The following is an 8,146-nucleotide window of genomic DNA, read 5'->3' on the forward strand; positions in this document are numbered from 1 at the left end:
GTAACGGAAATCACAAGACTTTAATAGAAGGCTATCTTATAAAGGACCGGGCGCACTTTGCCCGGTTTTTCTTACTTTCTTTAAAAATAAGCGTGCAACTATTTTGAGATTTTTTTAGAAGACCTGAAACTTTCCCGATCCAGGTAATTCTTCAATCAATTCACTACCAAATAGACTTGCTGGCGTATAACTTCCTCCTGGCACGTCTGCATTTAGCAAACGAGTAACAACAGCAAGTGCACCAAAAGCAGTCAAACTATATACATTTGCAGTTTTAATTCGTACTGTTCTTTTTTCTCCTGCTGCATTTCGTGCCTCTCCCCATATATAAGCTGGAGAATTTTTTCGGACCTCTTCATCTGGGCCACTAATGGAGCGGTCCACCCACTTTAGTAAAGTTTTTTGTACAAATGAAGTTGCGAGTATTGGGCGTATCAAATTCATCGAACGAGCGCCAATTATTTTATATGTAGACATTGGAACCCATGTATCAATATTCGCTATGCCGGTCGTGTGATATGCGGTGGAGATATCGCCCCAAGGAATCGTCATTGCTGTTCGGGGACCCCTACCAAAATCGATAGTCCGACTCTTTTTGCCAAGTGATACCTTGGTAATTACTCCATCTTGACGTTCTGCACTAGGAGAGGATAGACCTTGTATCATCGTTTTGAATGTCCCTGGTGAAATCCCTGAATCAGAATCAAAGCCTAGGGAAAGATGCGTTGCATTTGGTAGTAACTCTTTTAGTTTAAGCGCGACACAGTCTGTTGGAATTACATCGAAACCAACCCCGGAGCAAAGAACTACACCTGTTTCGATCGCTCGATTTGCTTGCTCGAAGGCATGAGTATGTTCGAAGACACCAATTTCTCCAGTAATATCGAGGTAATCTGCACCGACGGCAAGACAACCTTCAATCATTGGGGCACTAGTAATTGAAAATGGACCTGCACAATGAAGTACTAAGTTAATACCGACAAGACCCAGTTCTATCTGGTTTTGTTCTTTCAATGAAAATACACGACTTTCAAGTCCAAGTTCATTTGCCAAAGAGTGAATTCTTTCCAGATTCCTACCTGCTAAAATTGGTTTTAATCCCTGCTCAACTGCTGTTCGAGCAATTAATTCTCCGGTATAGCCATTTGCACCGTATATCATCCATGTTCGTTCCATTCAATTAAACCTCCTATTAAATTAAGTTGTAAAAAAGCTAATAATTAATAAAGTGCACTAGAGTGACAGACACTAGTAATAAACATAATTTAAATATGATTAATACAGGTTCAATTGGGTAAATATGTATTACAGTAACGTCGTAAATTAATATGGGCTTTTATGAATATTAAACAATATTCATCATCGTACTGGCAATAAATCTAAAATTATGCTTCCGGTATAGTTACCTTGTTCTTATAGGATTTTAAAAGTAAGTATTATGAGATCATTCATCTATAGAATATATAAAATATGGAGGTTTTTAATTGACGAGACCCAAAACACTAAGTACTCAACATACTTTGAATTATAGAATAAATCTTAAGAAGAAAGAAATGTATAAAAAAGCAAACCAATTGGGTTTTTCTCATGCCTTAGTAGTGGCATGTAGTCAAGAACTAGATTTGTTATTGAACAAGTACCAAGGGATATTTTCAAAAAATGAAGTACGGTAAATATTTCGTATATATACTAATGAAAGCCATCCTCAATGTGTATGAGATTTCAATCTATTCCCATTAATATATACTACAAGTTTAGTTTACCTATCTACTCAAAAGAAGTCATATAATAAATCCTACGAAGGTGTTTCATAAACGTATTATAGAAGAACGAATATATATGCATTTTGAGTCTTTAGGTCTTATGTGTAAAATAGGGATAGGAAGTCTATTTGAAGAAGGTGTTTACAATGAATTCATATATTATCATTGGTGCTGGGATATTAGGAGTATCTACCGCTTATCAGATAGCGAGATCTGGGGCCAATGTAACAATAGTGGATAGGCAAGATATAGGACAGGCAACCGATGCTGCTGCTGGTATAATCTGTCCTTGGCTATCGCAAAGACGTAACAAGGCGTGGTATTCTCTAGCGAAAAGTGGAGCAGCTTATTACCAAGAGCTAATTACACAACTTGAAGAAGATGGGGAAACGGAAACAGGGTATAAACGTGTCGGAGCGATCAGTATTCATACAGATAAGGAAAAACTCATTAAAATGGAGGAACGAGCGATTAAAAGACGTCATGATGCCCCTGAGATTGGAACTATCGGTCAACTAACTTCAGTGGAAACTACAGATTCATTTCCTCCATTGTCTTCAGAATATAGTTCTGTTCATGTTAGTGGTGCAGCTCGAGTAAATGGAAGGGCACTTCGACAATCGGTTGCCAACGCTGCTAAGAAGCATGGAGCTACATTTATTTATGGATCCGCTGAAATTGAAGTTAGTGACTCGAAAGTTACAGGTGTCCTTGTAGGTGAAGACCGATATACTGCTGACTGTGTAATTGTTACTGCAGGGGCATGGGCTGAACAACTATTATCACCACTAGGTATAACCTTACAACTAACAGCTCAGAAAGCACAAATTGTCCATCTTCAAGTAAAAGAGACACAAACGGATGATTGGCCAGTTGTTATGCCGCCAAATGATCAATACATATTAGCTTTTGATAGAGGTAAAGTAGTTATTGGCGCCACACATGAAAATATGAGTGAATTTGACCTTCGTATCACTGCTGGAGGCTTACATGAAGTTTTAGACAAAGCATTGTCAGTTGCCCCTGGTTTAAAAGACAGTATGGTTGTTGAAACGCGAGTGGGTTTTCGGCCATTTACTCCAAACTTTCTTCCAATCATTGGGGAGGTACCAAAATACAAAGGACTTCTCCTCGCGAATGGACTTGGAGCTTCTGGGTTAACGGTAGGGCCATTTCTCGGTGCACAACTAGCAAAACTTGCACTGGGTGAAGAAGTTTCTATTGATTTAAGCCTATACGATGTAGCGCAGGCTATAGTGTAGTTGACATTATTTCTAGTTTGAAAAAAAGAATGGATTACATGAGGGGGTCACTCATGCGGTCCATTCTTTTCTTTTAGACAACCAAAGCCGGTACAAAGAACTCCTTGTACAACTCTTTCATTATCTTCGTTTCGTCATGTTTCAGGACACCGAAAACGAGACTAACTTCAGACGAGCCTTGGTTAATCATTTCGATATTTGCACCTGTTCGAGATATGGCAGCGGTGGCCCGCGCTGCCAAGCCGGTGGAGTTTCTCATTCCTTCTCCAACAATGACAATCATTGAGAAATTACTATTAATATGAACCTCGTCTGCATGCAATTCAGTTTTCACACGATGAACTATGCGTTCTTCAATTTCAGAGTTTAATTGATGACTACGTAAAATGACTGAAAGGTTATCGATACCGGAAGGAGAGTGTTCGTAGGAAATCTCTTCATCTTCAAGAATTTGCAACAACTTCCGACCGAATCCTATTTCCCGATTCATTAAATATTTACTGACATAAAGTGTGGAAAAACCACCGTCAGCTGATATCCCGGTGACTGGTCTAAATGAATGCTCTCGTTCCGCCACTATCATCGTACCAGGTGCTAAAGGGTTGTTTGTATTTTTAATGCAAACAGGAACAGACTCTTTAAACGCAGGCATCAGTGCTTCATCGTGTAAGACTGAGAAACCTGCATATGACAACTCTCGCATTTCCCGGTACGTCATTTTAACGATTTCTACAGGATTTTCAATAATTTTCGGATTGGCTGCATATACGTAATCGACGTCTGTAAAGTTTTCATACAGTTCAGCTTTTACTGCAGCCGCTAAAATTGATCCAGTAATGTCTGAACCACCCCGTTCAAATGTCCGCAGAATGCCTTCTTCCGTGAAACCGAAGAATCCTGGGAATACGGTGATGGTATCTTTTTCTCTTAGGCAGGATAGTTGGTTGTAGGATTCTAGTAGCGCTTGTGCGCGTCCTGGAAATCCATTAACAAGTAAACCGGCATCTTTTGGATTAACGTATTCTGCATGAAGGCCAATGGAAATAAAATAGGCAGCAACAAGTTTGGCCAAATTGTCTTCCCCACTAGCTTTTAATTGATCTAAAAACAGTCCTGGATTTCCTTTATCGGCGGCTAGGCGGTTGAACAAGTCAGTTTCAATAATGTCTTGAATTTCACGACCAAGATCAAGACCCTCTGCTATTTGAACATATCTCTCAATTACTTTGTTGAATTGCTCGCTAACATTTTCACTACGTAGTGAGGCTTCTGCAAGTTTAATTAGTAAATCGGTAACTTTTACATCATCTTCAAACCTTTTCCCTGGAGCAGAAACAACAACAATTTTTCTCGAAGGATCTGCTTTTACAATAGCCCCTACTTTTTTAATTTGTTGAGCACTTGCAACAGATGTTCCACCAAATTTACATACTTTCATTCTATCCAGTCCCATCATTTTTTTAATTGAAAAAGGTTGTTATAAATATTATATAATACTATAATGTCTTTATGAGAAAAACAAATGTTTTTTTACAGTGTACACATTATAGGGGGAAGCGTCAATATGAATAATGAAATATCGATCGGTTTATTAGGTCTAGGAACAGTTGGTAGCGGAGTAGCTCGAATACTGAATCAACATCAACAGGATCTACATCATAAATTAGGGGTTCAAGTGTCTATTAAAAAGGTACTAATTAAAGATGAACATAAAGAAAGACTTTCTATTCTTGATCGCAATGTATTTACCACAGATGTCTATGAAATATTAAACGACCCTTCAATTGATATTATTGTCGAAGTGATGGGTGGTATAGAAGAAGCGAAGCAATCAATTGAAAGCGCACTTCTTGCTGGGAAGCAAGTTGTAACAGCCAATAAAGACGTGATGGCTGAACATGGACATGAACTTTTGAAATTAGCTGATAGAGAAAGATGCGACTTGTTTTATGAAGCGAGTGTTGCAGGTGGCATCCCAATTATCCGTACATTGGAAGATGGACTCGCATCTGATAGGATTTCAAGTTTGATGGGAATTGTTAATGGAACGACAAACTTCATTCTAACTAAAATGAAACAGGAAAATATGAGTTATGAAAAAGCTTTAGCACAGGCAACTGAGTTTGGCTATGCGGAAGCGGATCCATCTTCGGACGTTGATGGGTTGGATGCAGCACGAAAAATGGTCATTTTATCTTCACTAGCATTTTCAACAGAAGTTCACCTAGAAGACGTATTGGTGAGAGGGATGAAAGAAATTCAGGATGGGGATTTGGAGCTTGCAAACAGCTTTGGCTATACAATGAAGATGGTAGGAACATCGAAAAAAGATGAAGAAGGAATAGAAGTTTCAGTGGAACCAATATTCTTAGCAAATTCTCATTTGTTAGCATCTGTAAACAATGAATTTAATGCTGTCTATATTTATGGAGATACAGTAGGTGAAACAATGCTTTACGGACCAGGTGCAGGATCGTTGCCGACTGCAACATCAGTTGTTTCAGACATAATTGCAGCATGCCGCAATTTATTGCTCGAAGTAAATGGTAAGAGAGTACATGCTGCACAGCACAAACGAGTAATCAAACCAGCAAACTGCTGTTACGCTAAATATTTCCACCGTTTACTGGTTAAAGATGAAGTAGGTATGCTTACAAAACTGACTTCCATATATAGCAAACATAATGCAAGCCTCCAATCAGTTATGCAACATCCAATTAAGAATGAGGGGATGGCAGAAGTCATTCTATTAACACATCAAATTTCCAGACAACAGCATTTGGACGTTATCGAAAACTTAGAAGGAATAGCTAGTATTATTAGCCATTATCGTATAGAAGGGGAGGAGTCAGCATGAAATGGCCTGGATTAATCGAACATTATAAAGAATGGCTTCCAGTAACAGAGAATACACCATCATTGACTTTACAAGAAGGCAATACCCCTTTGGTCCACTTGGGTAAATTATCTGAGAAATGGGGTATCGATCTTCATGTGAAATTGGAAGGTGCTAACCCCACTGGATCTTTCAAAGACCGGGGCATGGTAATGGCTGTGGCAAAAGCTAAAGAAGAAGGGAAAACGGTTCTTGTATGTGCATCAACCGGTAATACCTCTGCATCAGCCGCAGCATACGGAGCAAGAGCTGGAATGCGAACAATCGTGGTTATCCCAGAAGGACGTATCGCACTAGGTAAGCTAGCCCAGGCAAAAATGTACGGAGCAGAAATTCTAGAGATTAAAGGAAACTTTGATGAAGCTCTTAAAATGGTACGCGAAATAGGTCAGGAAGATGGGATTGCTCTAGTCAATTCTGTCAATCCCTATCGTTTGGAAGGACAAAAAACAATTGCGTTTGAAATTATCGACCAACTAGGGAAAGTACCAGATATCCTCGCTTTACCTGTTGGCAATGCTGGTAATATTTCAGCTTCATGGAAAGGTTTTAGTGAATACGCAGTAAAGAATAGCGTGAAACGTCCATCATTGCTTGGAGTACAAGCAGCAGGAGCTGCACCAATCGTTAATAACCAAATTGTCGAGAATCCTGAAACTATTGCTACAGCCATCCGAATTGGTAATCCAGCTAGCTGGAATCTTGCATTAAAAGCTCTTGACGAATCAAATGGCACCATTTTGGCTGCGACAGATGAAGAAATTTTAGAAGCGTATCAACTTTTAGCATCAACAGAAGGTATCTTTGCGGAACCAGCATCATGTGCATCAATTGCTGGAATTAAAAAGCAAGTTGAGAACGGAATGTTAGAAAAAGGGTCGACAGTGGTCGCAATCCTAACCGGAAATGGTTTAAAAGATCCGGAAACAGCGATTTCAGTCAATAAACATAAGGAACTTCTAGTGCCAGAAAATATGGAACGCTTTTGGGAGGACTTAAAGAAAGGTGTGAAGGCATGAGTTGGAAACAATTTTCTGTAATAGTCCCAGCATCGACAGCAAACCTCGGTCCTGGATTTGATTCAATCGGATTAGCTCTTAACCTTCACATGTCGATTGATATATCACCGGCTTCTGAATGGGCTGTTGAATATAGTAATAAAGAGTATCAACATTTATCTAGTAACTCGGATAATTTGATTGTTTCGACTGCACAAGTGGTTGCTGGACAGTTTAATCTTGAACTTCCAACTTCAAAACTGAATGTGGAAACGGATATCCCACTAGGCAAAGGGCTCGGAAGTAGTGCGGCAGCAATAGCAGCAGGAATTGAAATTGCTGACCGTTCTCTAGGTTTGAATTTATCGATGAAAGAAAAAGTTAAAATCGGCAGTGCTATGGAAGGTCATCCTGACAATATTTCGGCTTCTTTTTTAGGAGGTTTAACGATTTCATATTTTGACGGGGATCAACTAGAAGGAATCCATGTACCGGAAGTCGATATTGGCGTTTTGATACTGGTGCCGTCTACAGAATTTCTCACCAAAGAATCGAGAGGATTGCTACCTGAAAAGCTCGACCATAATGTAGCTATACAAGGGAGTGCTGCGGGGAATGTGTTATCTGGCGCATTGACCACCGGTGACTGGAATACTGCTGGTCGCATAATGGAAAAAGATACATTCCACGAACCTTTTCGTAAATATAGATTTCCAGACTTCGAAGCTATCCGTCAAGCTTGCAGGCAGGCTGGCGCTTATGGCTCTGCTATAAGCGGAGCGGGACCATCTCTATTCATTGCAGTTAGAAAAGGTGATGAGCAGAAAATCGGAATGGATTTGAAAGAAAAGTTCCCACATTATGAATGTCTCATAACTAAACCTTCACTAACTGGTATAAGGTCCTACGAAAATAGAGTGGATTAGGATTCATGGCAATAAGTATGTTTATGCTTTCTTAAAGAACCGGGCGCACTTTGCCCGGTTTTTTTTACAATATAAGAAACCACCGTGGCTTACGTTTCACGTAAGCCACCATCTACCATGAAAAGTGATCTTCAAACAAAAAGTAGGTAATAGTAAAACCCTTCAAAAAATAGGTTTGATATTATTTTTTGTCTACAATTGTTTTCATACAAAAGTATATAAAATTGATGTGCCATAAAACCAGTATTCCCGGTATTTTAAGTAGTAGGTTCTAGTATGAAACCGCTGATTTGCGCTCCAG

At 39.3% G+C, this 8,146-nt stretch carries 7 protein-coding genes; 5 read left to right on the forward strand and 2 right to left on the reverse strand.

From position 1 onward, the window contains the following. Window positions 1-114 precede the first annotated feature (114 nt). On the reverse strand, window positions 115-1,176 hold the full coding sequence (locus B371_RS0103140) for a trans-acting enoyl reductase family protein (protein WP_019412863.1): 1,062 nt from the start codon (window positions 1,174-1,176) through the stop codon (window positions 115-117). A 308-nt stretch (window positions 1,177-1,484) separates the two neighbouring features. Between B371_RS0103140 and B371_RS0103145 the strand changes: the two genes are divergently transcribed. Both B371_RS0103145 and B371_RS0103150 read left to right on the forward strand, forming a co-directional pair. Beyond that, complete coding sequence (locus tag B371_RS0103145; protein WP_019412864.1) at window positions 1,485-1,673, forward strand: aspartyl-phosphate phosphatase Spo0E family protein; 189 nt, start codon at window positions 1,485-1,487, stop codon at window positions 1,671-1,673. A gap of 236 nt (window positions 1,674-1,909) precedes the next feature. Next, the gene (locus B371_RS0103150; RefSeq protein ID WP_019412865.1) at window positions 1,910-3,025 is read left to right on the forward strand and encodes an FAD-binding oxidoreductase; all 1,116 of its coding nucleotides are present in this window, start codon (window positions 1,910-1,912) and stop codon (window positions 3,023-3,025) included. Window positions 3,026-3,098: 73 nt separating this feature from the next. Here the strand turns inward: B371_RS0103150 and B371_RS0103155 are convergent, their stop codons facing one another. Further along, window positions 3,099-4,463, reverse strand: a complete 1,365-nt coding sequence (locus B371_RS0103155; protein ID WP_019412866.1) for an aspartate kinase — start codon at window positions 4,461-4,463, stop codon at window positions 3,099-3,101. Between the two features lie 126 nt (window positions 4,464-4,589). Here B371_RS0103155 and B371_RS0103160 point away from each other — a divergent pair, with 126 nt between their 5' ends. From B371_RS0103160 to thrB, 3 genes are read left to right on the forward strand one after another with little or no spacing between them, the layout of a single operon-like run. Beyond that, window positions 4,590-5,882, forward strand: coding sequence for a homoserine dehydrogenase (locus B371_RS0103160; RefSeq protein WP_019412867.1), 1,293 nt, complete (start codon window positions 4,590-4,592; stop codon window positions 5,880-5,882). Continuing rightward, on the forward strand, window positions 5,879-6,940 hold the full coding sequence (thrC, locus tag B371_RS0103165; protein WP_019412868.1) for a threonine synthase: 1,062 nt from the start codon (window positions 5,879-5,881) through the stop codon (window positions 6,938-6,940). The genes B371_RS0103160 and thrC overlap by 4 nt, the downstream gene beginning before the upstream one ends. After that, the gene (gene thrB / locus B371_RS0103170) at window positions 6,937-7,845 is read left to right on the forward strand and encodes a homoserine kinase (protein WP_019412869.1); all 909 of its coding nucleotides are present in this window, start codon (window positions 6,937-6,939) and stop codon (window positions 7,843-7,845) included. The genes thrC and thrB overlap by 4 nt, the downstream gene beginning before the upstream one ends. Window positions 7,846-8,146 lie beyond the last annotated feature (301 nt).

It is taken from the genome of Paenisporosarcina sp. TG20 (genome assembly GCF_000286315.1).
Classification (GTDB): Bacteria; Bacillota; Bacilli; order Bacillales_A; family Planococcaceae; genus Paenisporosarcina.